The sequence below is a fragment of the Streptomyces sp. NPDC034111 genome (assembly GCF_055575375.1).
Genome location: NZ_JBVIST010000001.1, coordinates 196,749 through 219,825 on the forward strand (window position 1 = coordinate 196,749; position 23,077 = coordinate 219,825).

Here is a 23,077-nt window from a genome sequence, read left to right on the forward strand (position 1 = left end):
TCAGGGGTGCTTGGGGACGGTGGTCAGCAGCGGCTTGGGCGAAGTCGTGCCGCTGGGCGCGCCGATCGCCGTGATCGTGAAGACGAGGGCGAGCGCCGCGGCCAGTCCGAGCGCGGCTGCTTTCAGGGCGCGCATGGTCGCCTCCGGTGAACTGATACGGCGTCAGGGCGGGGGCACCGTAGCAACGGGCGGTTGAGATGAGAACACGTAGGGCCGGGGCGCCTGTGGGCCGTTGCTGTAGAGGCGTACGTGTTTGTGGGCCGTTGCTGCGCGCGGCCCACAACTAACTGTTGCTTGTTGCCTGTTGCCTGTTTGCTCGTGTGCTTGTTGCCTCGGCAGGCGTCGGCGGGCGGATGTGGGTACGCGCGAGCGCCGCCGTCCTGCCCTGGGTGGGGCGGGACGGCGGGGTGGGGGTGGGTGGTGTGTTTTTGGGGTGTGGGGTGTGGGGTGTGGGGTGTGGGAGGGGCTGGTGGGCGGGTGGGGGGTTAGTGAGTGGCTGGTGGGGCGGCGACCTTGAGGTTGAGGGTGAGGGTGGTGCCGTCGGGGGTGGTCAGGCGCAGCAGGAAGGTTCCGCTGTGGGTGTCGGTGTAGATCTTGGGGAGCTTGAGGAGGCCGTTGGCGTCGGTGGTGAGGCCGGTGAGGGTGCGGACCGGCTTGTCCTTGTCGTCGCCGGTGGCCTTGGGGTCCTTGAAGTAGGGGCCCTGGTCGTTCTCCACGGGGTGGGCGGGGTCGTCGGTGATCATCGTCGCGGTGAGCGGCACTCCGGCGGCGGCCTTGCCCTGGCAGGTCGCCTTGATCTCGACCGCGTCCTCCGCGAAGGGGTGGCCGGCGGTTGCCGTCAGGTCCTTGTCCGAGGTGCGGGTGAGGCGGTCGGCCTTCGGCGACGGCGGGGCCTGGACGGTGGCGTGGAAGGCGACGGCGGGCAGGGTGCGGCCGAGGGCCGTCGCGCGGAGGGTGAAGGTGCCGGTCTTGTCGCCTGCGTGCAGCGTTGGTGCGGTGGCCAGGCCGTTCTTGCCGGTGGTGACGGTGACGGTGGTGGCACCGCCGGGGAAGCGGGCGTCGGTGGTGGCGGGGAGGGTGAAGCGGATGCGGGCGCCGGCGACCGGTCGGCCCGCCGCGCCCTCGGCGCGTACCTGCGGCTTCGCGGTGAAGTCGGTGTCCGTGGTGGTGCTCAGGTCTTGGTCGCCGACGCGCTGGAGGGTGGTGAGGGGGGCGGGCGTCGTGGGGTGGGGCTTGGGGGTGGGGGTGCCCGGGCGGTTCGGGGTGCCGGTGTGGCCCGGGGTGGGCCCCGTGCCGCCGGGGGTGTGGCCGGTGCCGTGCGAACCGCCTGGCTTTGTGGGGCGGTTGGGCTTGGTCTTGCCGGGGTGGGGGCTCTTGCCGTGGCCGGTACGTCCTTGGCGGGTACGTCCTTCGGACCGGCCGTCGGTGTGGCCGCCGGTGCCGGGGGTGTTGCCCCGTTGGACGGGGAGGACGCCCTTGCCGTCGGGGACCTCGTAGGTGCCGTGGCGGTAGAACGCGTACCAGGACAGCACCGTCCGCAGATACTCCTCGGAGTGGTTGTAGCCGAGGATGGCCCGGTCCAGGTCCTGCTGGGCCGTCAGGTCGCGGCCGCCGGCGCAGAGGTAGCGGCCGGCGGCGAGCGAGGCGTCGAAGACGTTGTTGGGGTCCTTCTTGCCGTCGCCGTTGCCGTCGGCGCCCCAGCCGGTGCCGTCGGGGCTGCCTTGGGACCAGGTCGAGGGGATGAACTGCATCGGGCCGACGGCACGGTCGTGGGTGCGGTCGCCGTCGAAGCGGCCGCCGTCGGTGTCGGTGATCCGGGCGAAGCCGTGGCCGTTGAGCTGCGGGCCGAGGATCGGCTGGAGGGTGGTGCCCTCGGCGTCGACCGCTCCGCCGCGTGCCTGGCCGGATTCGACCTTGCCGATGCCGGCGAGCAGTTGCCAGGGCAGCCGGCAGTCCGGTTCGGAGGCGCCGATCTCGGACGCGGCCTTTTTGTACGCGGCCAGGACGGTGGCGGGCAGACCGGCCTGAGCCGGGCCGGCGAGGGTGCTGCCGCCGTCGGGCCGGGGGTGGTTGGAACCGCCGGGTGGTACGGGGCTGTTGAGGGGCGGCAGGTCGGTGTAGTACGTCGAACCGCCGTCGATGGGGGTGTCGGTGGGGGGCGGGGTCTCCTGCCCCTTGGCGGCTGTGCTCTTGGTGGCGTCCGGTGACTGAGAGGCGGTCAGGGCGGCGAGTACCAGGGCTGCCACGGCCGTCGAGGCCGCTCCCCTTCGGAGCCGCCGTCGGATTGTGACTGCCATATGTGGTCCCCTCCGCGTTCAGCCACCGCGTTCTGACGCGGTATCGCGCTCCCCGGCGCGCCAACTCAGGCGACACTACGACAACTCGGGCCCGGCATCTACCACCCTCATCGGACACATAATGATCCGAATCGATCGAGGAGAGGCACCATGCCGTTCACGCTCAGCCATGCCGCTGCTGTGCTTCCGGCCCTCCGGCGGACCGGGGCGGCACGTGGTCCGCTGGTCGCGTCGGCGCTCGTCGCGGGGTCGTTCGCACCGGACATGACGTACTACGCGGACACCGTGGTTCCGGGTGCGATGGCGTTCGGTGCGGTAACGCACTCGCTGCCGGGTGTGCTGACGGTGGATGTGCTGGTCACCGCGGTGCTGGTCGGTGGCTGGCTGCTGGTGCGCGAGCCTGTGCTGGCGCTGTTGCCGCGGGGGGCGTGGCGGGGGCGGGTGTATGTATTCGTGCGGGGCCGTCCCTGGCAGCCGCGTGGGCCGGGTGAACTGGCTTGGCTGATCGGCCGGTTCGTGCTGTCGGCGGTGCTCGGGGCGGCGACCCATGTCGTCTGGGACGCCTTCACCCACGCGGGCCGGTGGGGTACCCGGCTGGTCCCGGGGCTGGACGGGGTGGTGGGCGGGCTGCCGGTGGCGGCGTATCTGCAGTACGGCACCTCGGCGGTGGCGCTGGCCGCGATGGCGTGGTTCGTGTGGTCGGCGCTGGCGGCGCTACGGCGCGGGAGCGGGGCGGGGGTGGGGGTGGGCTCGTCGGGCGTTTCGGCAGCGCGTGGCGAAGCGGCCGCGCCCGCACCTGGTGAGGTGCCCTTGCCCGGCAAGGTGGTCGCACCCGTGCCTGGTGAGGTGGACGCATCCGGTGAAGTGACCGCGCCCGCGCCCCTGGCGTTGCCTTCGCTGAGTGTGCGGGTCCGGCTGTTGCTGATGCTTCCGGTGGCGTGGTGTGTGCTGGTCGGCGCGGTGCACCGGATCCGGCGGGCGTATGCGGTGTACGGCGACGCGGCGGGCTGGTTCGACTACGTTCCGGACCTGCTGTTCGGGGCGGGGGCGGGGCTCACACTGGGGCTGCTGCTGTATGCGGCGGCCGTACGTCTGCTGATCCGGCGGGCGGGCCGGGTGCGGCCGCCGGCGAAGGCTGCGGCCACGGCGGCGGCCGGTGCGGGGGCGGGCGGTACAGGGGTAGGCGGTACGGGGGCAGGCTGTGCCGGGTCGGCCGGCGCGGAAGCGCCCGGTGCGCAGGTGCCCGGTGCGGAATCAGCCGGTGCGGGGGCGGCAGACGCGGCGGCTGCCGATGCGGAAGCCGCCGGTGCGGAAGCCGCCGGTGCGTCGGCGGGCCCGCCGACGGCGTCCCGCACCGCCGACTGAGCCCGCCCCGCGTACGGTCAGCCCGCCGTCCAGTCAGCACACCCCGCACCCGGTCGCCACACCCCGCGGCCGGTCGGCACACCCCACGGCCGGCAGGTAGGCCGCCCTCGGCAGATACACCACCACCGGCCGGTCGGCGCGCCACCGCGTACGGTCGCGCGCCCCCGCGTCCCGTCAGTGCGCTGCCGACTCCCAGTCCTTGCCCGAGCCGACGGAGACGTCCAACGGGGCGCGCAGTTCGGCCGCTGCGGCCATTTCCTTGCGCAGCAGTTCCTCGATCTTCTTGCGTTCGCCGTGGGCGACCTCGACGACGATTTCGTCGTGGACCTGGAGCAGCAGCCGGGACTCCAGCTTTGCGGCCCGCATCGCCGCGTCGACCCGCAGCATGGCGATCTTGACGATGTCGGCAGCGGTGCCCTGGATGGGGGCGTTCAGTGCCATCCGCTCGGCGGTTTCGCGGCGCTGGCGGTTGTCGCTGTTGAGGTCGGGCAGATAGCGGCGGCGGCCGAGCATCGTCTCGGTGTAGCCGGTGGCGCGGGCCTCTTCGACGACGCGCCGGAGGTAGTCGCGGACCCCGCCGAACCGCTCGAAGTAGTTGTCCATCAGCTTGCGGGCCTCGTCGGGCTGGATGCCCAGTTGCTGGGAGAGGCCGAAGGCGGACAGGCCGTAGGCCAGGCCGTAGGACATTGCCTTGATCTTGCGGCGCATCTCGGCGTCGACCTGGTTCTTGGCGACCGAGAAGACCTGGGAGGCGACGGTGGTGTGCAGGTCCTCGCCGGAGGTGAATGCCTCGATGAGGCCTTCGTCCTCGGAGAGGTGGGCCATCACGCGCAGTTCGATCTGGCTGTAGTCGGCCGTCAGCAGCGATTCGAAGCCCTCGCCGACGATGAAGCCGCGGCGGATGGCCCGGCCCTCGTCCGTGCGGACCGGGATGTTCTGGAGGTTAGGGTCGGTGGACGACAGCCGGCCGGTGGCGGCGACGGTCTGGTTGAAGGTGGTGTGGATCCGGCCGTCCGCGCCGATGGTCTTGATCAGGCCTTCGACGGTGGTGCGCAGCTTGGCCTGCTCGCGGTGCCGGAGCATGATCACGGGCAGTTCGTTGTCGGTCTGTGCGGCGAGCCAGGCGAGGGCGTCGGCGTCGGTGGTGTAGCCGGTCTTGGTCTTCTTGGTCTTGGGCAGGCCGAGTTCGCCGAAGAGGACTTCCTGGAGCTGCTTGGGCGAGCCGAGGTTGAATTCGTGGCCGGCGGCGGCGTGCGCTTCCTTCACGGCCTGCTGTACCGCGCCGGCGAACTGTGCCTCGATGCGTTCCAGCCAGCCGCGGTCGGCGGCGATGCCGGCCCGCTCCATCCGGGCGAGCAGTTCGCTGGTGGGCAGTTCCACGTCGCGCAGCAGCTCGGCCGCGCCGACCTCGGCCAGCTTCGTTTCGAGCGCCGCGCCCAGGTCGAGGACGGTGCGGGCCTGTCCCATGAGGGCGTCTGCCTCGGCCTGCTCGTCGGCGCCGAACGCCAGCTGTCCGTCGCCGGCCGCTGCGGGGGCGAGGTCGCGGCCGAGGTATTCGATGGAGAGGGCGTCCAGGGCGAAGGAGCGGCGGCCGGGCTTGACGAGGTAGGCGGCGAGGGCGGTGTCCATGGTGACGCCGTCGATGCGCCAGCCGTGTTCGCCGAAGACCCGCATCAGGCCCTTGACGTTGTGCATGATCTTGTGGCTGGCCGGGTCGGCGCTCCAGGCGGCGAAGGCCTGCTCGTCGGCCTCGTCGAGCTGGGCGGGGTCGAACCAGGCGGCCGGGCCGTGGAGGGTGGCCAGGGCGACTTCGGCGACGCTGCCGCTGCCGAGGCTCCAGACGTCGACGGTGGCCACGCCGAGGGGGCCGGTGGCGTGTTCGGCCAGCCACGGAGCGAGTTCGCCGGTGCCGAGGACGGTGCCGTCCACCTCGATGCCGGCGGCGGGGGTGGGCTCCTCGGTGGTGTCGGCGGAGCCCGGGTCGACGGCGAGCAGCCGGTCGCGCAGGCCGGGATTGCGGATCTCGAGGGCGTTGAGGAAGACCTTGAGGGCTTCGCGGTCGTATGCCTCGCGGGTGAGCTGTTCGGGGCCGCAGGGCAGTGCGACGTCGCGCACCATCTCGGTGAGCCGGCGGTTGAGCTTGACCGCTTCGAGGTGCTCGCGGAGGTTGGCGCCTGCCTTGCCCTTGACCTCGTCGACGCGCTCGACCAGTTCGGCGAAGGAGCCGAACTGGTTGATCCACTTGGTGGCGGTCTTCTCGCCGACGCCGGGGATGCCGGGGAGGTTGTCGGACGGGTCGCCGCGCAGGGCGGCGAAGTCCGGGTACTGGGCGGGGGTGAGGCCGTACTTCTCGAAGACTTTCTCGGGGGTGAAGCGGGTCAGCTCGGAGACGCCCTTGGTGGGGTAGAGGACGGTGACGTCGTCGGAGACCAGCTGGAAGGAGTCGCGGTCGCCGGTGACGATGGAGACCTGGAAGCCCTGGGCGGTGGCCTGCTCGGTGAGCGTGGCGATGACGTCGTCGGCTTCGTACCCTTCGACGGCGAAGCGCTTGACCCGCATGGTGTCCAGCAGCTCGCCGATCAGCTCGACCTGGCCCTTGAATTCGTCGGGGGCCTTGGAGCGGTTGGCCTTGTAGTCGGCGAACTCCTCGGACCGCCAGGTCTTGCGGGAGACGTCGAAGGCCACCGCGAAGTGGGTGGGCGCTTCGTCGCGCAGGGTGTTCGCGAGCATCGACGCGAAGCCGTAGATCGCATTGGTCGGTTGTCCGGTGACGGTGGTGAAGTTCTCCACGGGCAGGGCGAAGAACGCCCGGTATGCCATGGAATGCCCGTCCATCAGGAGCAGGCGGGGACGACCGCCCGTCGCCGCCTCGGTGCCGGTCGCTTCGCTCTTCTTCGCTGCCTTTGCTGCCACGCCCCCGATCCTGCCACGGCCCACTGACAATCCCCGCCCCGACGGTCCCGGCCCCCGCTGGCGGCGGGCCTCCGCCGCCGGGCCCAGCGCCCTCCCCGCGGCTCCCGCTGTCCGGTCCCGTGCCCGGCGGTCTCCCCTACACCGCCGTGCCCGGTCCGTGACAGGATCGGATGTGTACGGCAACGATCCGCCGCTTCCGGCGGAGCGAGCACCAGCTCACGGCTCGAGGGAGAGCGCCATGGCAGGCAAGCCGCCCGCGTCGGACCCCATCCAGGACGCGCCGGAGGTCGGCGCACCCCAGCACTCCGCGGTCGGGCTGCCGGCGATCACCCATGCGCTGCGGGTCTCCCAGAAGCAGATGGGTGTGCGCCGTACCGCGCTGACCTTGCTGCGCGTCAATCAGCCAGACGGTTTCGACTGTCCCGGCTGTGCGTGGCCGGAGCCGGACAAGCCGCATACCGCGGAGTTCTGTGAGAACGGCGCCAAGGCCGTGGCCGAAGAGGCCACCCTGCGCCGGGTGACGCCGGATTTCTTCGCCGCCCACCCGGTCGCGGACCTCGCGACCCGCAGTGGCTACTGGCTCGGTCAGCAGGGCCGGCTGACCCACCCCATGTATCTGGCCGAGGGTGCTGATCATTATGTGCCGGTCCCGTGGGAGCGGGCCTTCGACATCGTCGGTGAGGAGCTGGCCGCACTGGACTCCCCGGACGAGGCCGTCTTCTACACCTCCGGGCGCACCAGCAACGAGGCCGCCTTCCTCTATCAGCTCTTCGCCCGCGAGTTCGGCACCAACAACCTGCCGGACTGCTCCAACATGTGCCATGAGTCGTCCGGCTCGGCCCTGACGCAGACGATCGGTATCGGCAAGGGAAGCGTCCTGCTGGAGGACCTGTACAAGGCCGATTTGATCATCGTCGCGGGGCAGAATCCGGGGACCAACCACCCCCGGATGCTCACCGCTCTGGAGCGGGCGAAGGCCGGCGGCGCGAAGATCATCTCGATCAATCCGCTGCCCGAGGCCGGTCTGGAGCGCTTCAAGAATCCGCAGACCCCGCGTGGTCTGGCCGGCGGCGGCACCGCGCTGGCCGATCTCTTCCTCCAGGTGCGGCTCGGCGGTGACCAGGCGCTCTTCCGTGCCCTCAACCGTCTCATCCTGGCGACCGACGGCGCCGTGGACGAGGAGTTCATCCGCGAACACACCCATGGTTTCGAGGAGTTCGCGCAGATGGCGCGGGCCGGTGAGGACTGGGAGGAGACCCTTGCCGCGACCGGCCTGACCCGCCAGGAGATCGACCGGGCGCTGGAGATGGTGCTCGCCTCGCGGCGCACGATCGTGTGCTGGGCGATGGGTCTGACCCAGCACAAGCACTCCGTGCCCACCATTCAGGAGGTCGTCAACTTCCTGCTGCTGCGCGGCAACATCGGCCGTCCGGGTGCCGGTGTCTGCCCGGTGCGCGGGCACAGCAATGTCCAGGGTGACCGCACCATGGGCATTTTCGAGCGGCCCGCGCCGGCGTTCCTCGACGCCCTGGAGAAGGAGTTCGGGTTCGCCCCGCCGCGGGAGCACGGTCTCGATGTGGTCCGCGCGATCCGCGCGCTGCGCGACGGGCAGGCCAAGGTGTTCTTCGCGATGGGCGGCAACTTCGTCGCGGCGACGCCCGATACGGACGTGACCGAGGCCGCGATGCGCCGTGCCCGGCTGACCGTGCATGTCTCCACCAAGCTCAACCGTTCGCATGTGATCACCGGTGCCCGGGCGCTGATCCTGCCGACGCTGGGCCGTACGGAGCGCGATGTGCAGGCCGGTGGCGAGCAGTTCGTGACCGTGGAGGACTCCATGGGCATGGTGCACGCCTCCCGCGGGCGGCTGGCGCCGGCGAGCGACCACCTGTTGTCCGAGACGGCGATCGTCGCCCGGCTGGCCCGCCGGGTCCTCGGTGCGAAAAGCCGCACTCCCTGGGAGGAGTTCGCGCGGGACTACGCGACGATCCGGGACCGGATCGCGCATGTCATCCCGGGCTTCGAGGACTTCAACGCCAAGGTGGCCCGCCCGGGAGGCTTTGCCCTTCCGCACGCCCCCAGGGACAGCCGCAGCTTCCCCACCGCCACCGGGAAGGCCAACTTCACGGCCGCGCCCGTCGAGTACCCCACCGTCCCCGAGGGGCGGCTGCTGCTCCAGACGCTGCGCTCCCACGACCAGTACAACACCACGGTCTACGGCCTCGACGACCGCTACCGCGGCATCAAGAACGGCCGCCGGGTCGTCCTCGTCCACCCGGAGGACGCCCGTGAACGGGGCCTGGCCGACGGGGCGTACGCGGATCTGGTCAGTGAGTGGACCGACGGCAGCGAGCGGCGCGCGCCCGGTTTCCGCGTGGTGCACTACCCGACGGCCCGCGGCTGCGCGGCCGCCTACTACCCCGAGACCAATGTCCTCATCCCGCTCGATCACACCGCCGACACCAGCAACACCCCGGCGTCGAAGTCCGTGGTGATCCGCCTGGAGGGCGCGCACCGGCAGTGAAGCGCCGGCGGGCCGGCGGGCGGGAATGCGCCACCCCGCACTGAGCGCTTGCTCAGGGGCCTGATAGGAACGGGCACGGATCGACGACGATCACGGGCGTGACGAGTACGCGCGAGCGAACGGAGCCGTAGGCATGGGTGAGCACAGCACCACGAAGTTTCCGCAGCAGATCCTCGACCAGTGGGCCGGGCTCGGCCTGGACCTGCCCGCCCTCTTCTCCGCCGGGCACCTCGGTGAGCGGATGAGTGTGCAGGTCACCGAGGCCGCGCCCGAGCGGGTGGTCGGCACCATGCCCGTGGAGGGCAACACCCAGCCCTACGGACTGCTGCACGGCGGCGCCTCGGCCGTCCTGGCCGAAACCCTCGGTTCGGTGGGCTCGATGCTGCACGGCGGTCCCACCAAGCTGGCCGTCGGCGTCGACCTCAACTGCACCCACCACCGGGGGGTCCGCTCCGGTCTGGTCACCGGTGTCGCCACTCCCGTGCACCGCGGCCGTTCCACCGCGACCTACGAGATCGTGATCACCGATGAGCACGACAAGCGGGTCTGCACCGCCCGCCTGACGTGCATGCTGCGTGACGTGGACGCCGACGCCTACCGCAGCTGACCGAAACCCAGCGGCCCGAGCCGCGCGCGCTACGGCCCCGCCCCGGTATCCGGGTGCGGGGCCGTTCATATGCCCGTAACGCTGCGTAACAAGCGTGCCGTTGCGCCCCTTTCCCGTGCCCCGATCCCGCCCCGGGCACGCGACCCCCACGCCCGGCGCATCCGATAAGCGGACGCCCTCCCGGCGCCTCGCGGCCCATCTGCCCGTGGAAGTGCGAGTTCGCCCTCCGCACCGCGTTCGCTCTCAGGTGTAAGGAGCGTAAGGCCAAAACGCTCATCGCCGGTCATAACAAGAGCGTCACATCCTGGTCAGCGCCTCTGCCGACGTTGCGAACACCGCTCTAGAGTCACCGCCAGTCACCGCGCCGCCGGGCGCGCTGTGAGAACGGACCCCTGTACCACATCGCGTACATCCCGTACAGCCCGGCGCGCGAATCGGCCATGCGACAGCTGTGGCCGCGCCAGGGAAAGGACTGATCCGTGCGTCACCGTTCCTTGCTTCTCCTCACCACCGCAGTCGCCACCGGTGCCCTCACGCTCTCCGCGTGCGGCTCCCGCGGCGACACCAAGAGCGGCGACGGCTCCAAGACAACCGTCGTCATCGGCCTCGACGCCCCGACCACCGGAGAGCTCTCCGCGCTGGGCCTGGGCATACGCAATTCCGCCCAGCTCGCCATCAACAACGCGAACAAAACCGGCGAGGTCAAGGGCGTCACGTTCAAGCTCGAAGCCCTCGACGACAAAGCGCTGCCCAATGTCGGCCAGCAGAACACCACCAAGCTCGCCGGCGACAAGGACGTCCTCGGCATCGTCGGCCCGCTCAATTCCGGCGTCGCCCAGTCCATGCAGCAGGTCTCCAAGCAGAACAACCTCACCCTGATATCCCCGGCGAACACCACCCCGGACCTCACACAGGGCCCGGACTGGCGGAAGAACAAGCGGGTACGGCAATTCCCGACCTACTTCCGCACCGCCACCACCGACGAGGTGCAGGGCGCCTTCGACGGCCAGTACGCCTGGGAGAAGATGAAGGTCAAGAAGGCCTATGTCATCGACGACCAGAAGACCTACGGCGTCGGTCTCGCCTCGTCCTTCAAGGACCAGTTCACCAAGCTCGGCGGAAAGATCGTCGGCACCGAACACGTCAGCCCCGACGACCGCGACTTCAAGGCCGTCGTCTCCAAGGTCAAGTCCGCCAAGCCCGACGTGGTCTTCTACGGCGGTGAATACCCCGCGTCCGGTCCGCTCAGCCAGCAGCTCAAGGACGGCGGCGTCACCGTGCCCCTGATGGGCGGCGACGGCATGTACAGCGGCGACTACATCAAGCTCAACAAGAAGGCGCAGGGCGACTACGCCTCCTCCGTCGGAAAGCCCGTCGAAGAACTCCCGTCCGCCAAGAAGTTCATCGCCGATTACAAGGCGGCCGGCTTCAAGGAGGCCTACGAGGCCTACGGCGGCTCCACCTATGACGCCACCTGGGCCCTCATCCAGGCCGTCAAGAGCGTCGTCGACGACAACGGCGGAAAGCTCCCCGAAGACGCCCGCAAGAAGGTCGTCGAGGCCATGAACAAGGTCACCTTCGACGGCGTCACCGGAAAGGTCGCCTTCGACAAATACGGCGACACCACCAACACCATGATCACCGCATATCAGGTCGACAAGGGTGCCTGGGCCTCCCGATTCAGCGCCGAATTCAAGAAGTTCGACAAGAGCTGATCGCACCGAAGCACCACAGCACCGACGCCCCGGGCCGCGCCAGGACGCCATGAACGCCCCTGGCGCGGCCCGTGGCACACCGGGACCCCCCGGAATCTCGTAACTCCCACACAACGGAGGCCTGCGGTGAGCGAACTGCCGCAACAGCTGGCCAACGGACTCATCCTCGGCGCGATGTACGGACTCATCGCGATCGGCTACACGATGGTCTACGGAATCGTCCAGCTCATCAACTTCGCCCACGGCGAGATCTTCATGGTAGGCGGCTTCGGAGCGCTCAGCGTCTACCTCGCACTGCCCGCCGGAACCTCACTCGCCCTCGCCCTGCCGGTCATGCTCCTCGGCGGAATCGCGGTATCCGTCCTCGTCGGCATCGCAGCGGAACGTTTCGCCTACCGTCCGCTGCGCGGCGCACCCCGCCTCGCCCCCCTCATCACCGCCATCGGACTGTCCATCGCCCTCCAGCAGGCCGTCTGGAAGTGGTACCCCGACGGGAAACAGGCCCGGGTCTTCCCCCAGTTCAAGGGCAGCGCCTTCGAGATCTTCGGCGCCACCGTCCAGCGCGGCGACATCTTCGTGCTGATCGCCGCCCCCGCCTGCATGATCGCCCTCGGCTTCTTCGTCGCCAAGACCCGCAGCGGACGGGCCATGCAGGCCACCGCCCAGGATCCCGACACCGCCAAGCTCATGGGCATCAACACCGACCGGATCATCGTCCTCGCCTTCGCCATCGGCGCCGCGTTCGCCGGCGTCGCCGCCGTCGCCTACGGCCTGCGCACCGGCGAGGTCCAGTTCCGCATGGGCTTCATCATGGGCCTCAAGGCCTTCACCGCAGCCGTGCTCGGCGGCATCGGCAACATCTACGGCGCCATGCTCGGCGGCGTCGTCCTCGGCATCGCCGAAGCCCTCGCCACCGCCTACATCGAAGAGATCCCCGGCATGCAGCAATTCGGCGGCGGAGCCTGGAAGGACGTCTGGGCCTTCGTGCTCCTCATCCTCGTACTCCTCCTGCGGCCACAAGGCCTGCTGGGCGAACGCGTCGCGGATCGGGCGTGATAGCGATGACCACGAACACCACCACAACCACGGCCCGCGGCCTGATCCCGCTGCCCGAACGCGCCGCGCGCCTCATCACCGCCGCCGGCGCCCTCACCACCGCCGTCTCCACCGGCCTCGCCTGGACCTGGAGCAGCGACTTCCCCGGCGACCTCACCTACTACTTCTCCCCCGCCGGCCTCCAGATCGTCACCCTCGCCGGCGGCATCCTCACCCTGCTGCTCGTCACCGCCGCCCTCGGGCTGCGCGGACTGCAGTGGCTCACCCCCGCGGGGCGCAACGCCCCCACCCTGCTGGCCGCGCTCGGCACCTTCGCCGCCACCTGGTTCACCCTCGGCGCCATCGCCATGCAGCTCGGCGGCCTGGTCAACCTCGAACCCGGCGGTGTCGTCGCCGCCGTCACCTCACTGGTCACCCTCCTCGGCGCCCTCGCGCTGCCGCCCGACCAGCCCGACGGCGACCCGCCCGCAGGCCCCTGGCAGCGCTTCACCGCGGTGCTCGCCGCCACCCCCGTACGGCGCCGCACCCTCGAACTCCCCTCCTGGGCCGAGATCCTGATCATCGCCGGTGCCTTCGCCGCCGGGCTCTTCGCCTTCACCTACGGCATCGACACCGATGACGGCGCCCCGTTCGTCGGCTACCTGATCTTCATCCTCCTGGCCATCCCCGCCCTCAACCGGGCCGGACTCATCAACCGGCTCACCCAGCTCACCCACAAGCACCGCGGCGTCGCCCTCGGCGCGGCCTTCGCCGCCGCCGCCTGCTTCCCCTTCACCCAGGACACCGACCAGTACACGATCATCGGCGCCAACATCCTGATCTTCGCCACGGTCGCCCTGGGCCTCAACGTCGTCGTCGGCCTCGCCGGCCTCCTCGACCTGGGATACGTCGCCTTCCTCGGCGTCGGCGCCTACGCCGCCGCCCTGGTCTCCGGCTCCCCCGAATCCGCCCTCGGGCTCCACTTCCCCTTCTGGGCGGCCCTGCTGACCGGCGCCGCGGCGTCCCTGGTCTTCGGCGTCCTGATCGGCGCACCCACCCTCCGGCTACGCGGCGACTACCTCGCGATCGTCACCCTCGGCTTCGGTGAGATCTTCCGCATCGCCATGCTCAACCTCAACGGCACCACCGGCCCCGACGTCACCAACGGCGCCATGGGCATCCCCAACATCCCCAACCTCGAAATCTTCGGCTTCAACTTCGGCGAACCCCACGACATCCTCGGCATCCCCGTCGCCACCTACGGCAACTACTACCTGCTGATGATCCTCGTGACCGCCTTCGTCGTCCTGGTCTTCCGACGCGCCGCCTCCTCCCGCATCGGCCGCGCCTGGATCGCCATCCGCGAGGACGAAACCGCCGCCATCGCCATGGGCATCAACAGCTTCCGGCTGCGGCTGCTCGCCTTCGCCCTCGGCGCGGCCCTCGCCGGACTCGCCGGCACCGTCCACGCCCACGTCGTGACCACCGCCACCCCCGAACAGTTCCAGTTCGCCGGGCCCCAGCCGCCCAACTCCGCCTTCCTCCTCGCCGCGGTCATCCTCGGCGGCATGGGCACCCTCAGCGGCCCCCTCGTCGGCGCCGCGCTGCTCTTCCTCATCCCCGCCAAGCTCGACTTCATCCAGGACTACCAGCTCCTCCTGTTCGGCATCGCACTCGTCCTGCTCATGCGCTTCCGGCCCGAAGGCCTCATCCCCGACCGCCGCAAGCAACTCGAATTCCACGAAACCGGCCAGCTCGACGTGCCCGACCAGCGCCTACCGGACTCCGACGCCACCCTGGGCGCCACCAAGGCAAAGGCGTGACGACCATGACGACACCATCCACTCTCGCACCCGCCACCGACACCGGCACCGTGCTCCGCGCCGACGGCGTGACCATGCGCTTCGGCGGACTCACCGCCGTACGGGGCGTCGATCTCACCGTCAACGCCGGCGAGATCGTCGGCCTCATCGGCCCCAACGGCGCCGGCAAAACCACCTTCTTCAACTGCCTCACCGGCCTCTACACCCCCACCGAAGGCAGCGTCAGCTACCGGGGTACCCGCCTCTCGCGCAAACCCCACCTCGTCACCCAGGCCGGCATCGCCCGCACCTTCCAGAACATCCGCCTCTTCGCCAACATGACCGTCCTCGAGAACGTCCTCGTCGGACGGCACACACGGACCAAGGAAGGCCTGTGGTCCGCGCTGCTGCGCAGCCCCGGCTTCAAGAAGGCCGAGACCACGAGCGAGGAACGGGCCATGGAACTCCTGGAGTTCACCGGCCTGGCCCACAAGCGCGACCATCTGGCACGCAACCTGCCCTACGGCGAGCAGCGCAAGCTGGAGATCGCGCGGGCGCTCGCCTCCGAACCGGGCCTGCTGCTGCTCGACGAACCGACGGCCGGTATGAACCCCCAGGAGACCCGGGCCACCGAGGAGTTGGTCTTCGCCGTCCGGGACCAGGGCATCGCCGTCCTCCTCATCGAGCACGACATGCGCTTCGTGTTCAACCTGTGCGACCGCGTGGCCGTCCTCGTCCAGGGCGAAAAGCTCGTCGAAGGCACCTCCGAAGTCGTCCAGGCCGACGAGCGGGTCATCGCCGCCTACCTCGGCGAACCCTTCGAAGGCGACCCCGGGGAAGCCGAGGTCTCCGAAGTCGAGGCCGCGGAGGCGCACGCCGCGGAAGCCGCCGCCGACGCGGAGGACACCACCAGCACCGAGGGAGGACCCCAGTGACCGCACTGCTCGAGGTCGAGGACCTCCGGGTCGCCTACGGCAAGATCGAGGCCGTCAAGGGCATCTCGTTCTCCGTCGAAGCGGGCCAGGCCGTCACCCTCATCGGCACCAACGGCGCCGGCAAGACGACCACCCTCCGCACCCTCTCGGGCCTGCTGAAGCCCACCTCGGGAAAGATCATCTTCGACGGCAAGCCGCTCACCGGCGTCGCCGCCCACAAGATCGTCTCTCTCGGGCTGGCCCACTCCCCCGAGGGCCGGCACATCTTCCCCCGCCTCACCATCGCCGAGAACCTCCAGCTCGGAGCCTTCCTCCGCAAGGACACCGCCGGCATCGAGGCCGACATCCGCCACGTCTACGACCTCTTCCCCATCCTCGGCGAACGCCGCAAACAAGCCTCCGGCACCCTCTCCGGCGGCGAACAGCAAATGCTCGCCATGGGCCGGGCCCTGATGTCCCGCCCGAAGCTCCTCATGCTCGACGAACCCTCCATGGGCCTCTCGCCGATCATGATGCAGAAAATCATGGCGACCATCCGCGAACTCCGCTCCCAGGGCACCACCATCCTCCTCGTGGAACAGAACGCCCAGGCAGCCCTCTCCCTCGCCGACCAGGCCCACGTCATGGAGATCGGCCGCATCTCCCTCTCCGGCAGCGGCCACTCCCTCCTCCACGACGAATCCGTCCGCAAGGCCTACCTCGGCGAGGACTGAACCACCCGCACCGCCCACCACACACGAGCGGCCCCGCACCGACAACCATCGGTACGGGGCCGCTCACGCACACAAGGCGCGGCTACTGGTCCTTCTGCTTCTTCTCCTCGGCGTCCTCGATGACCGCCTCGGCCACCTGCTGCATCGACAGCCGACGGTCCATCGACGTCTTCTGGATCCACCGGAACGCGGCCGGCTCGGTCAGCCCGTACTGCGTCTGCAGAATGCTCTTCGCCCGGTCCACCAGCTTCCGCGTCTCCAGCCGCTGGGTGAGGTCCGCGACCTCCTTCTCCAGCGTCCTCAGCTCGGTGAACCGGCTCACCGCCATCTCGATCGCCGGCACCACATCGCTCTTGGAGAACGGCTTCACCAGATACGCCATCGCGCCCGCGTCCCGCGCCCGTTCCACCAGCTCACGCTGTGAGAACGCGGTCAGCATCAGCACCGGCGCAATGCTCTCCTCGGCGATCTTCTCGGCCGCCGAGATACCGTCCAGCACCGGCATCTTCACGTCCAGGATCACCAGATCGGGACGGTGCTCCCGGGCCAGCTCCACGGCGGTCTGCCCGTCCCCGGCCTCGCCGACGACGGTGTAGCCCTCCTCCTCCAGCATCTCTTTGAGATCGAGACGGATGAGGGCCTCGTCCTCGGCGATCACGACGCGCGTGGTCAGCGGCGGGACGTGCGACTGATCGTCATCGGCGACGGGCTGCTCGGGCTCGGCGGCGCTCACGGGACTCCTCGTTCCGGTCAGGTGGTGCCCCAAGAGCCTACCTAGCTCCTGTAAGGTGGTCCCACAGCAGGTGGGCGTTAGCCTTGGATTCCGCTGGCCCCGGTAGCCCAATTGGCAGCAGGCAATGGATTCAAAACCCATACAGTGTCGGTTCGAGTCCGACCCGGGGCACTTTTCCTCCGATTCCAAGGTCGCGTAAGGTTCGGGAAAATTCGCTCGAAGGAGCGAGGGCACACCCGTTCGGCCATGCGGGAATCCATTTCCGGCCAAGCTCGCATTCATGTACGACCGTGAAACCCGTGAGCACGCCCTCTCCCTCGTCTCCCAAGGCCGCAGTCTCAACTCGGTGAGCAAGCAGACCGGCATTTCCCGTTACGCGCTCCGCTCCTGGCAGACCCGGATCGAACCGGTCTCCCGCCGGGCCGCATGCCCGCGATGCGAGAGAGTGCCGCGTCCACCTGAGGCGGCCGGGCCGTATGCGTACCTGCTCGGCCTCTACCTCGGCGACGGCTGCCTCAGCAGACAGCCACGGCGGCGCGGGTATGCGCTGCGCATCGCGTGCGCGGACGCCTGGCCGGGGCTGATCGTGGCGTGCCGCGAGGCGGTGAAGGCGGTCCGCCCTATGAACAGTGTGTGCATCATCCAGCGCCAGGGCTGTGTGATGGTGACGAGCTACAGCCACCACTGGCCCTGCCTCTTCCCGCAGCACGGCCCCGGCAAGAAGCATGAGCGGCCCATCGTCCTCGAAGCCTGGCAGCGGGAGATCGTGGACGCACACCCCTGGGAATTCATCCGCGGACTCTTCCACTCCGACGGCTGCCGGATCACGAACTGGACGACGCGCACGGTCGGCGGCGAGCGCAAACGCTACGAATATCCGCGGTACTTCTTCACGAACATGTCCGCCGACATCCTGCGGCTCTACACGGACGCGCTCGACGCGGTCGGCGTCGAGTGGAAACCGGCGCGGCAGTCCCGCAAGGCGGAGAACATCTCCGTCGCCCGCAAAGCTTCGGTGGCCCTCATGGACCAACACATCGGGCCGAAGTACTGACAGGAAGGCAGTCAGTTCCTCGGCCCAGCGGGAGCGCGGTGCGGGGTGCTACTCGGGGCAGTCGTCCTCGCCGATGTGGTGGACGCGGACGAGGTTGGTGGAGCCGGGGACGCCGGGCGGGGAGCCGGCGGTGATGATGACGACGTCGCCCTTCTGGCAGCGGCCGATCTTGAGGAGGTGCTCGTCGACCTGGGCGACCATCTCGTCGGTGGAGTCGACGGTGGGGCCGAGGAAGGTCTCCACGCCCCAGGTGAGGTTGAGCTGGGAGCGGGTGGCGGTGTCGGGGGTGAAGGCGAGGAGGGGGATGGGTGAGCGGTAGCGGGAGAGGCGGCGGACGGTGTCGCCGGACTGGGTGAAGGCGACGAGGAACTTGGCGCCGAGGAAGTCGCCCATTTCGGCGGCGGCGCGGGCCACGGCGCCGCCCTGGGTGCGGGGCTTGCTGGTCCGGGTGAGCGGCGGGAGGCCCTTGGCGAGGATGTCTTCTTCTGCCGCTTCGACGATGCGGCTCATGGTTTTGACGGTCTCGGTGGGGTGCTTCCCGACGCTGGTTTCGCCGGAGAGCATGACGGCGTCGGTGCCGTCGATGATGGCGTTGGCGACGTCGGAGGCCTCGGCGCGGGTGGGGCGGGAGTTGTCGATCATCGAGTCGAGCATCTGGGTGGCGACGATGACCGGTTTGGCGTTGCGCTTGGCGAGCTTGATGGCGCGCTTCTGGACGATCGGGACGGTTTCCAGGGGCATTTCGACGCCGAGGTCGCCGCGGGCGACCATGATGCCGTCGAAGGCGGCGACGATGTCGTCGATGTTGTCGACGGCCTGGGGCTTTTCGACCTTGGCGATGACGGGGAGGAAGCGGTTCTCCTCGCACATGATGCGGTGGACGTCTTCGATGTCGCGGCCGCTGCGGACGAAGGAGAGGGCGATGATGTCGGCGCCGTAGCGCAGGGCCCAGCGGAGGTCGTCCTGGTCCTTTTCGGAGAGGGCGGGGACGGAGACGGCGACGCCGGGGAGGTTGAGGCCTTTGTGGTCGGAGACCATGCCGCCTTCGATGACCTTGGTGTGGACGCGGGGTCCGTCGACGCCGGTGACTTCGAGGGTGACCTTGCCGTCGTCGACGAGGATGCGTTCGCCGGTGGTGACGTCGGCGGCGAGGCCGTGGTAGGTGGTGCCGCAGAGGTGGCGGTCGCCTTCGGCGGACGGTTCGACGGTGATGGTGAAGTCGTCGCCGCGTTCGAGAAGTACAGGGCCTTCGCGGAATCGGCCGAGGCGGATCTTCGGGCCTTGAAGATCGGCGAGGATGCCGACGCTGCGGTGGGCTTCTTCGGATGCCTTGCGGACCCGGTCGAAGCGCGCCTCGTGTTCGGCGTAGGTGCCGTGGCTGAGGTTGAAGCGGGCGATGTCCATTCCGGCGTCGACGAGGGCTTTGATCTGCTCGTACGAGTCGGTGGCGGGTCCCAGAGTGCAGACGATCTTTGCTCGGCGCATGTCTTCGACTCTATGACTTACCGGGCGGTAGGGAACTGTAAGGAAGTGACTGCTCAACGAGCGCTTGGTGAAAGGCTGTTGACAAGTAATGGAATGCGCGCGAAGGCGCTCCTATGAGCGGAATTTCGCCCTCGCGCGGCGCGGTCTCACAGTGCGGGACGGGTCATCGTAAAGCGTGCGTTGACATTGGCGTAGACGGTTTGGCGCTGGGGTTCGAGGTCGAGGGCCGGGGCGCTTTCCTGGACGGGGGCGCCGCCTCCGTAGCCGGCGAAGGAGCGCATGGCGGGGGCGGCGGCGGGCGCGTTGTTCTCGGCGCCGAGGTCGGCGATCTCGACGACGGCGTCGAGGCGGGCGCCGAGCGCTTCGGCGTATTCGCGGGCGCGCTGGACGGCTTCGTGGACGGCCTGGGTGCGGGCGGCGCGGTGGGCGGGTGAGTCGGGGCGCAGCTCCCACCAGGGGCCGTCGACGCGGGTGAGTTCGAGGTCGGCGAGGCGGGTGGTGAGTTCGCCGAGGGTGGTGAAGTCGTTGAGGGTGGCGGTGTGGGTGACGCGTCCGGTGTAGGCGTGGATGCGTTCGCGGCGGCCTTTCTCGGCGAGTTGGGGGGTGAGGCTGAAGGCGCCGGTCTCCAGTTTTTCGAGGGCGTCGGGGTAGCTCTTGATGAGGGTGAGGGCTTGGTCGTTGCGGCGGGTGAGGTCGGTCAGGGCGGCGGTGCGGTCGGTGCCGCGGGCGCTGAGGGTGACGGTGATACGGGCGATTTCGGGGTCGACTTCGAGGCGGGCCTCGCCGCGTACGGCGAGGCGGGGGTGGTCGGGGGTGCCGTAGGGGAGGGCGGGGGTGCCGTGGGGGGTGGTCGGTCCGTTGGGGTCGGTCATGGGGCGAGGGTGGCATATCCGGCCGGTGGGGGGGGTGGGTGTTCGCGGCGCGGCGGCGCCGGAAGCCTTCCGTCCGGCGCCTGGGGCGGGGCCGGTGTGGGTCAGTGGCGCGGGACGAGCTTTGAGCCCTGGCGGGGGACGGTGCCGGTGCGGGCCGGGGTGATGGGTTGCGGGAGGCCGAAGGTGGTGAAGGCGGTGCGGCTGGGGAGGGGGTAGGGGGTGGTGTCGGTGAGGGAGTTGAGGATGGTGGCGCTGCGCCAGGCGGCGAGGCCGAGGTCGGGGGTGCCGACGCCGTGGGTGTGGGTTTCGGCGTTCTGGACGTAGAGGGAGCCGGTGACGAGGGGGTCGAGGAGGACGCGGTGGTGTGCGTCGATGCGGGGGCGTTCGCTCGCGTCGCGGCGTACGTAGGGGTCGAGGGCGGCGAGGAGGGTGTCCATGCGGCGTTCGCGGTAGCCGGTGGCGAGGATGACGGCGTCGGTGGTGAGGCGGGAGCGGGTGCCTTGCTGGGCGTGGTCGAGGTGGAGTTCGACCTTGGTGGTGCCGACGCGGCCGGCGGTGCGTACGGAGACGCCGGGGGTGAGGGTGGCGTCGGGCCAGCCGCCGTGGAGGGTGCGGTGGTAGAGCTCGTCGTGGATGGCGGCGAGGGTGGTGTGGTCGATGCCTTTGTGGAGTTGCCACTGGGCGGGGACGAGGGCGTCGCGGACGCGTTCGGGGAGGTCGTGGAAGTAGCGGGTGTAGTCGGGGGTGAAGTGTTCGAGGCCGAGTTTGCTGTATTCCATGGGGGCGAAGGCGGGGGTGCGGGCGAGCCAGTGGAGGCCTTCGCGGCCGGCGGGGCGGGCGCGGAGCTGGTCGAGGAAGATTTCGGCGCCCGACTGGCCGGCGCCGATGACGGTGAGGTGGTCGGCGGCGAGCAGGGTTTCGCGGTGGTCGAGGTAGTCGGCGGAGTGGATGACGGGGACGGCGGGGGCGTCGGCGAGGGGGCGGAGCGGTACGGGGATGTGGGGGGTGGTGCCGATGCCGAGGACGAGGTTGCGGGCGTAGGTGCGGCCGAGGGCTTCGGCTTCGCCGTCGGTGCCGAGCTGGGTGAAGTCGATTTCGAAGGCTTCGTGTTCGGGGTTCCAGCGGACGGCGTCGATCTGGTGGCCGAAGTGGAGGCTGGGGAGGTTTTCGCTGACCCAGCGGCAGTAGGCGTCGTATTCGGCGCGGTGGGTGTGGAGGCGTTCGGCGAAGTAGAAGGGGTAGAGGCGTTCGCGGGCTTTGAGGTAGTTGAGGAAGGTCCAGGGGCTGGTGGGGTCGGCGAGGGTGACGAGGTCGGCGAGGAAGGGGACTTGGAGGGTGGTGCCGTCGATGAGGAGGCCCGGGTGCCAGTGGAAGGCGGGGCGCTGGTCGTAGAAGGCGCAGCGCAGCTCGGTGAGGGGCTGGGCGAGGGCGGCGAGGGAGAGGTTGAAGGGGCCGATGCCGATGCCGGCGAGGTCGAGGGGGGCGTCGGGGGTGGCGGCGCCGGTGGTGTCGGGGGTGTTGGGGGTTTCGGGGGTGCTGGTCATCGGGGGATGTGGCCTTCCACGAGTTTGAGGAGGGTGGTGAGGTCTCCGGGTTGGGTGTGGGGGTTGAGGAGGGTGGCTTTGAGCCAGAGGCCGGTGGGGGTGGTGGCGCGGCCGAGGACGGCCTGGCCGTCGGTGAGGAGGGTGCGGCGGATGGCGGCGAGGGTGGTGTCGTCGGCGCCGGTGGGGCGGAAGAGGACGGTGGTGAGGGTGGGGCGGGAGTGGAGTTCGTAGCGGGGGTGGGCGTCGATGAGGTCGGCGAGGGTCTGGGCGGCGGCGAGGGTGCGGTCGACGAGGTCGCCGAGGCCGTGGCGGCCGAGGGCTTTGAGGGTGACGGCGATTTTGAGGATGTCGGGGCGGCGGGTGGTGCGCAGTGAGCGGCTGAGGAGGTCGGGGAGGCCGGCTTCGGTGTCGTCGTCGGCGTTGAGGTAGTCGGCCTGGTGGGCGAGGGGGGCGAGGGTGGTGGGGTCGGGGACGGCCAGGAGGCCGGCTGCGACCGGTTGCCAGCCGAGTTTGTGCAGGTCGAGGGCGACGGTGTGGGCGCGGTCGAGGCCGGTGAGGGCGGTGTGGTGGGTGTCGCTGAAGAGGAGGGGGCCGCCGTAGGCGGCGTCGATGTGGAGTCGGGCGCCGTGGTGGTGGGCGAGGTCGGCGAGTGCGGGGAGAGGGTCGATGGCGCCGGAGTCGGTAGTGCCTGCGGTGGCCGCGAGGAGGACGGGGCCGGTGTGTCCGGCGAGGTTGGCGAGGCAGGTGTGGACGGTGTGGGGGGTGAGGGTGCCGTCGGGGGTGGGGAGGGTGAGGGGTTCGGGGAGGCCGAGGAGCCAGGCGGCGCGGTGGAGGGAGTGGTGGGCGTTGGCGCCGCAGACGACCTGGAGGGGGCCGGTCGCGGTGGCGGCTTCGCGGGCGAGGAGGATGGCGAGCAGGTTGGATTCGGTGCCGCCGGTGGTGATCAGCGCGTCGGGGTCGGTGGCGTCGGGGTAGACGAGCGCGGCGAGGGCGCGGCCGGTGAGTGTTTCGAGTGCGGAGGCGGCGGGGGCCTGGTCCCAGGAGTCCATCGAGGGGTTGAGGGCGCCGGCGGCGAGGTCGGCGGCGGTGGCCAGGGCCAGCGGCGGGCAGTGCAGATGGGCGGCGCAGTGCGGGTCGGCGGGGTCGGCGGCGCCGGCGGCGAGGGTGTGGACGAGGGTGCGCAGGGCGGGGTGCGGGCCGGTGCCGTGTTCGGGGAGGAGGGGGTGGCAGGCGTCGTGCACGGCGCGGGTGACGGCGTCGGGCCCGCCGGGCGGGAGGGGGCCGGCGCGGTCCTGGGCGCCGGTGGTGAGGGCGTCGAGGACGGTGTCGAGGAGGGGGCGGAGTGCGCGGGGGCCGTTGGTGCCGCCTGCGAGGGCGGTGCCGGCAGGGGGCACAGACATCGTTGTGCTCTTCTGTCAGGGGGTTCGGGCTGCGCCACGGGGGCGGTCACACTGCGGACGGGGGCGTGAAGCGGCCCTAAGTT

Annotated in this window: 16 protein-coding genes, 1 tRNA gene and 1 pseudogene; 10 read left to right on the forward strand and 8 right to left on the reverse strand. The window is 70.1% G+C overall.

Features of this window, described 5'->3' with window-relative positions:
• Entirely contained in the window at nucleotides 1-135 is a 135-nt protein-coding gene (locus ACZ55A_RS00905) for an SPW_0924 family protein (protein WP_468831114.1), read from the reverse strand.
• 350 nt (nucleotides 136-485) lie between these two features.
• Nucleotides 486-2,297, reverse strand: a complete 1,812-nt coding sequence (locus ACZ55A_RS00910) for a lytic transglycosylase domain-containing protein (protein ID WP_468831117.1) — start codon at nucleotides 2,295-2,297, stop codon at nucleotides 486-488.
• A 150-nt stretch (nucleotides 2,298-2,447) separates the two neighbouring features.
• Between ACZ55A_RS00910 and ACZ55A_RS00915 the strand changes: the two are divergent.
• Nucleotides 2,448-3,392, forward strand: a pseudogene (locus tag ACZ55A_RS00915) (DUF4184 family protein); the annotation flags it as partial.
• 444 nt (nucleotides 3,393-3,836) lie between these two features.
• Here ACZ55A_RS00915 and polA read toward each other — a convergent pair.
• The gene (gene polA / locus ACZ55A_RS00920; RefSeq protein WP_468831120.1) at nucleotides 3,837-6,575 is read right to left on the reverse strand and encodes a DNA polymerase I; all 2,739 of its coding nucleotides are present in this window, start codon (nucleotides 6,573-6,575) and stop codon (nucleotides 3,837-3,839) included.
• A gap of 238 nt (nucleotides 6,576-6,813) precedes the next feature.
• Here polA and ACZ55A_RS00925 point away from each other — a divergent pair, with 238 nt between their 5' ends.
• The 7 genes from ACZ55A_RS00925 (at nucleotide 6,814) to ACZ55A_RS00955 (ending at nucleotide 15,906) form a co-directional block, all read left to right on the forward strand.
• Nucleotides 6,814-9,099, forward strand: coding sequence for an FdhF/YdeP family oxidoreductase (locus tag ACZ55A_RS00925; protein WP_468831123.1), 2,286 nt, complete (start codon nucleotides 6,814-6,816; stop codon nucleotides 9,097-9,099).
• Between the two features lie 133 nt (nucleotides 9,100-9,232).
• Nucleotides 9,233-9,706 carry a PaaI family thioesterase gene (locus ACZ55A_RS00930; protein WP_468831126.1) on the forward strand — a complete coding sequence of 158 codons (474 nt, stop codon included), beginning with the start codon at nucleotides 9,233-9,235 and terminating at the stop codon, nucleotides 9,704-9,706.
• 494 nt (nucleotides 9,707-10,200) lie between these two features.
• Nucleotides 10,201-11,421, forward strand: a complete 1,221-nt coding sequence (locus ACZ55A_RS00935) for a branched-chain amino acid ABC transporter substrate-binding protein (protein WP_468834502.1) — start codon at nucleotides 10,201-10,203, stop codon at nucleotides 11,419-11,421.
• Between the two features lie 126 nt (nucleotides 11,422-11,547).
• Nucleotides 11,548-12,477, forward strand: a complete 930-nt coding sequence (locus ACZ55A_RS00940) for a branched-chain amino acid ABC transporter permease (RefSeq protein ID WP_468831129.1) — start codon at nucleotides 11,548-11,550, stop codon at nucleotides 12,475-12,477.
• Nucleotides 12,478-12,482: 5 nt separating this feature from the next.
• Complete coding sequence (locus ACZ55A_RS00945) at nucleotides 12,483-14,279, forward strand: branched-chain amino acid ABC transporter permease (RefSeq protein ID WP_468831132.1); 1,797 nt, start codon at nucleotides 12,483-12,485, stop codon at nucleotides 14,277-14,279.
• Nucleotides 14,280-14,284: 5 nt separating this feature from the next.
• A complete protein-coding gene (locus ACZ55A_RS00950) occupies nucleotides 14,285-15,193 on the forward strand; it encodes an ABC transporter ATP-binding protein (protein WP_468831135.1) in 909 nt (302 codons plus the stop codon).
• Nucleotides 15,190-15,906 (forward strand): ABC transporter ATP-binding protein, encoded by a 717-nt coding sequence (locus ACZ55A_RS00955; protein WP_468831138.1) that lies wholly within the window; start codon nucleotides 15,190-15,192, stop codon nucleotides 15,904-15,906. The genes ACZ55A_RS00950 and ACZ55A_RS00955 overlap by 4 nt, the downstream gene beginning before the upstream one ends.
• Nucleotides 15,907-15,988: 82 nt before the next feature.
• On the opposite strand, the gene ACZ55A_RS00960 is transcribed toward ACZ55A_RS00955, so the two are convergent.
• Nucleotides 15,989-16,639 carry an ANTAR domain-containing response regulator gene (locus tag ACZ55A_RS00960; RefSeq protein WP_468831141.1) on the reverse strand — a complete coding sequence of 217 codons (651 nt, stop codon included), beginning with the start codon at nucleotides 16,637-16,639 and terminating at the stop codon, nucleotides 15,989-15,991.
• 96 nt (nucleotides 16,640-16,735) lie between these two features.
• Here ACZ55A_RS00960 and ACZ55A_RS00965 point away from each other — a divergent pair.
• Nucleotides 16,736-16,810 (forward strand) — tRNA-Leu (locus tag ACZ55A_RS00965).
• Nucleotides 16,811-16,919: 109 nt separating this feature from the next.
• The gene (locus tag ACZ55A_RS00970; RefSeq protein WP_468831144.1) at nucleotides 16,920-17,693 is read left to right on the forward strand and encodes a transcriptional regulator; all 774 of its coding nucleotides are present in this window, start codon (nucleotides 16,920-16,922) and stop codon (nucleotides 17,691-17,693) included.
• Nucleotides 17,694-17,741: 48 nt separating this feature from the next.
• Here ACZ55A_RS00970 and pyk read toward each other — a convergent pair whose 3' ends face one another.
• From pyk to ACZ55A_RS00990, 4 genes are all read right to left on the reverse strand, one after another.
• Nucleotides 17,742-19,178, reverse strand: a complete 1,437-nt coding sequence (gene pyk, locus ACZ55A_RS00975) for a pyruvate kinase (RefSeq protein ID WP_468831146.1) — start codon at nucleotides 19,176-19,178, stop codon at nucleotides 17,742-17,744.
• A 146-nt stretch (nucleotides 19,179-19,324) separates the two neighbouring features.
• Nucleotides 19,325-20,050 (reverse strand): SIMPL domain-containing protein, encoded by a 726-nt coding sequence (locus ACZ55A_RS00980; protein ID WP_468831149.1) that lies wholly within the window; start codon nucleotides 20,048-20,050, stop codon nucleotides 19,325-19,327.
• A gap of 101 nt (nucleotides 20,051-20,151) precedes the next feature.
• The gene (locus ACZ55A_RS00985) at nucleotides 20,152-21,594 is read right to left on the reverse strand and encodes a lysine N(6)-hydroxylase/L-ornithine N(5)-oxygenase family protein (protein ID WP_468831152.1); all 1,443 of its coding nucleotides are present in this window, start codon (nucleotides 21,592-21,594) and stop codon (nucleotides 20,152-20,154) included.
• Nucleotides 21,591-22,994, reverse strand: coding sequence for a pyridoxal phosphate-dependent decarboxylase family protein (locus ACZ55A_RS00990; RefSeq protein WP_468831155.1), 1,404 nt, complete (start codon nucleotides 22,992-22,994; stop codon nucleotides 21,591-21,593). Before ACZ55A_RS00990 ends, ACZ55A_RS00985 begins: the two co-directional genes overlap by 4 nt.
• Nucleotides 22,995-23,077: the final 83 nt, after the last annotated feature.

Coding starts and splice junctions, on each gene's coding strand:
- ACZ55A_RS00980 (WP_468831149.1), bottom strand. CDS start 20,050: ATGACCGACCCCAACGGACCGACCACCCCCCACGGCACCCCCGCCCTC.
- ACZ55A_RS00990 (WP_468831155.1), bottom strand. CDS start 22,994: ATGTCTGTGCCCCCTGCCGGCACCGCCCTCGCAGGCGGCACCAACGGC.
- ACZ55A_RS00985 (WP_468831152.1), bottom strand. CDS start 21,594: ATGACCAGCACCCCCGAAACCCCCAACACCCCCGACACCACCGGCGCC.
- ACZ55A_RS00945 (WP_468831132.1), top strand. CDS start 12,483: ATGACCACGAACACCACCACAACCACGGCCCGCGGCCTGATCCCGCTG.
- ACZ55A_RS00930 (WP_468831126.1), top strand. CDS start 9,233: ATGGGTGAGCACAGCACCACGAAGTTTCCGCAGCAGATCCTCGACCAG.
- ACZ55A_RS00905 (WP_468831114.1), bottom strand. CDS start 135: ATGCGCGCCCTGAAAGCAGCCGCGCTCGGACTGGCCGCGGCGCTCGCC.
- ACZ55A_RS00970 (WP_468831144.1), top strand. CDS start 16,920: ATGTACGACCGTGAAACCCGTGAGCACGCCCTCTCCCTCGTCTCCCAA.
- pyk (WP_468831146.1), bottom strand. CDS start 19,178: ATGCGCCGAGCAAAGATCGTCTGCACTCTGGGACCCGCCACCGACTCG.
- ACZ55A_RS00925 (WP_468831123.1), top strand. CDS start 6,814: ATGGCAGGCAAGCCGCCCGCGTCGGACCCCATCCAGGACGCGCCGGAG.
- ACZ55A_RS00950 (WP_468831135.1), top strand. CDS start 14,285: ATGACGACACCATCCACTCTCGCACCCGCCACCGACACCGGCACCGTG.
- ACZ55A_RS00910 (WP_468831117.1), bottom strand. CDS start 2,297: ATGGCAGTCACAATCCGACGGCGGCTCCGAAGGGGAGCGGCCTCGACG.